The 2,649-nt window shown below is 66.1% G+C and carries 2 protein-coding genes; both read left to right on the top strand.

The genetic code is table 11. From position 1 onward, the window contains the following. Nucleotides 1-214 precede the first annotated feature (214 nt). Nucleotides 215-1,750 carry an IS21 family transposase gene (gene istA, locus AB0M45_RS33795; protein ID WP_364337552.1) on the top strand — a complete coding sequence of 512 codons (1,536 nt, stop codon included), beginning with the start codon at nucleotides 215-217 and terminating at the stop codon, nucleotides 1,748-1,750. 50 nt (nucleotides 1,751-1,800) lie between these two features. Beyond that, nucleotides 1,801-2,556 (top strand): IS21-like element helper ATPase IstB, encoded by a 756-nt coding sequence (gene istB / locus AB0M45_RS33790; RefSeq protein ID WP_364337550.1) that lies wholly within the window; start codon nucleotides 1,801-1,803, stop codon nucleotides 2,554-2,556. The last annotated feature ends 93 nt before the right edge of the window (nucleotides 2,557-2,649 follow it).

The following is a 2,649-nucleotide window of genomic DNA, read 5'->3' as shown; positions in this document are numbered from 1 at the left end:
TGTCAGCCGTCAAGTAATTCCTCCAGGTGAGGGGTAGTTCCGTCACGGAATTCCCCCACTCTGTCCGTCACCGTTTTCCTCCACCCGGCCGTCACGTAATTCCCCCACCTGGCGGTGTGTCGCCGGTGGGCGTGTCTCGCACACATGTTCGCTTGTCCCCGGCGGGTTGTTCCGGCGAGGAGAGCGAGGAGAGATGGCGAGGAGGAGTTTCTCGGTGTTCGATCTTGTCGAGCTCTATACCCATTGGCAGGCCGGTCGCGGGCAACGCGAGCTGGCGGCGTCGCTGGGCATCGATCGGAAAACGATCCGGAAATATGTCGCACCGGCGATCGCGGCGGGCATCACGCCGGGCGTGAGCCCGGCGTTGTCGGCCCAGGAGTGGGCCGAGCGGGTAGCGGAATGGTTTCCCGGACTGCATGATCCGGGCGCCAGGGCGGTGACGTGGCCGTTGATCGATCCGCATGCCGCGCGTATCAAGTCCTGGCTGGGGCATCGGGTGACGGTGGCCACGATCGCGCAGCGGTTGCGTGACGAGCACGGCGTGGAGGTGTCGGAATCGTCGGTGCGACGGTGGGTGGCAACGCATTTCGCCGATGAAGCCGCGCGCAGCAAGGTGACGGTGCCGCGGCCTCCGGTCGAGCCGGGCAGCGAAGCGCAGATCGACTACGGTCGGCTCGGCTCGTGGTTCGACCCGACCTCGGGGCGGCGGGTGACGGTGCAGGCGTTCGTGATGGTGTTGTCGTGCTCGCGGATGCCGTTCCTGCAGCCGGTGCTGTCGATGGATCAAACCTCGTGGTGCGCTTCACATGTCGCGGCGTTCGAGTTCTTCGGTGGTGTCCCGGCCCGGTTGGTGATCGACAACCTGCGCACCGGGGTCGACAAGCCCGATCTCTACGACCCGAGACTGAACCGCACCTATGCCGAACTCGCGGTCCACTACCGGACGCTGATCGATCCCGCGCGGGTCCGCAAGCCCAAGGACAAGCCGCGGGTCGAACGTCAGATGCAGTACGTTCGTGACTCGTTCTGGCGGGGACGCGAATTCAGCACTCTGGCGCAGATGCAGGCCGAAGCGGCCCGCTGGTGTCTCGATGTCGCCGGGCTGCGCAGCTCCCGGGCACTGGACGGCGGGCAGCCGCTGCGGGTGTTCGAGGCCGTCGAGCGTGACGCGCTGGCGCCGTTGCCGCCAGCGCCGTTTGTGTTGTCGGTGTGGTCGACCGGGAAAGTTGGCCTGGACACCCACATCAAGATCGGCAAGGCCCTGTATTCGGTGCCGTGGCGGCTGATCGGGCAGAGGCTGCATGCCCGCACCAGTGGCGACATCGTGCAGATCTTCCGCGACCAGCACGTGGTCGCCACCCACGTCCGCCGCCTGTCGGGGCGAGCGACGAACATGTCGCACTACCCGCCGGAGACGGTCGCGTTCCATCTGCAGGGCCCGACCTGGTGCCGCAAGATCGCCGTCGATGTCGGACCGGCCTGCGAGCTGGTCATCGGTGACCTGCTCTCACCCCACGCGATCCACCACCTGCGCGCCGCCCAAGGCATCCTGCGGCTACGGGAGAAATACGGTCTCGACCGCCTGGAAGCGGCCTGCTCCCGGGCGATCGAGGTCGGTGACCCGTCCTACCGAACCGTCAAAGGCATCCTCGCCGCCGGCACCGAAACCGAACAAGCACCCTTCGGCGGCGGTGACGTCGCCGCGGTCCCCGCGTTCCTGCGCGGCCCCGACCAGTTCGCCAGCAACTGACCCGTGCCTTCCTTCGATTCAATTACTCACTGCAGCAAGGAAACACACTCATGTCCATCAGTGACCCCGCCCTGCGCGACGTGCTACGCGCGCTGAAACTCACCGGCATGCTCGACACCCTCGACGCCCGCCTCGCCCAAACCCGGGACGGGAAACTCGGGCATCTGGAATTCCTGCAGGTCCTCTGCGAAGACGAGATCGCTCGCCGCGAAACCAACGCTCTCGCAAGGCGAATCCGGCGCGCGAAGTTCGAAGAACAAACCACCTTCGAGGACTTCGACTTCACCGCCAACCCGAAACTCCCCGCCGCTATGATCCGCGACCTGGCCGCCCTGCGCTGGCTCGACGCCGGTGAATCGGTAATCCTGTTCGGCCCGGTCGGAGTCGGGAAAACCCATGTCGCACAAGCACTCGGCCATGCCGTCGTCCGCCGCGGCGGCGACGTCCGCTTCGCCAAGACCAGCCGTGTTCTCGCCGACCTCGCCGGCGGGCACGCAGATCACTCCTGGGGCAGAAGAATCCGCGAATACACCAAACCCCACGTGCTGATCCTCGACGACTTCGCCATGCGAGAACACACCGCCATGCACGCCGACGACCTCTACGAACTCATCAGCGAACGCGCCCTCAGCGGCAAACCACTCATCCTCACCAGCAACCGCGCCCCCAAGGACTGGTACGCCCTGTTCCCCAACCCCGTCGTCGCCGAGAGCCTGCTCGACCGACTCATCAACACCAGCCACCAACTCCTCATGGACGGCCCGTCCTACCGACCCCGCAAACGCCCCGGCCGACCCACCAGCTGATCCAGCCGAGAGCGCTCGCTACGCTCGCAACGAGGCACGCCCAATGGAGGAATTCCGTGACGGCAGCCCGGGGGAATTACCTGATCGTCGACA

This window comes from Nocardia sp. NPDC051787 (genome assembly GCF_040681325.1).
Taxonomy (GTDB): domain Bacteria; phylum Actinomycetota; class Actinomycetes; order Mycobacteriales; family Mycobacteriaceae; genus Nocardia.
This window is presented reverse-complemented; position numbering and strand designations above follow the sequence as displayed.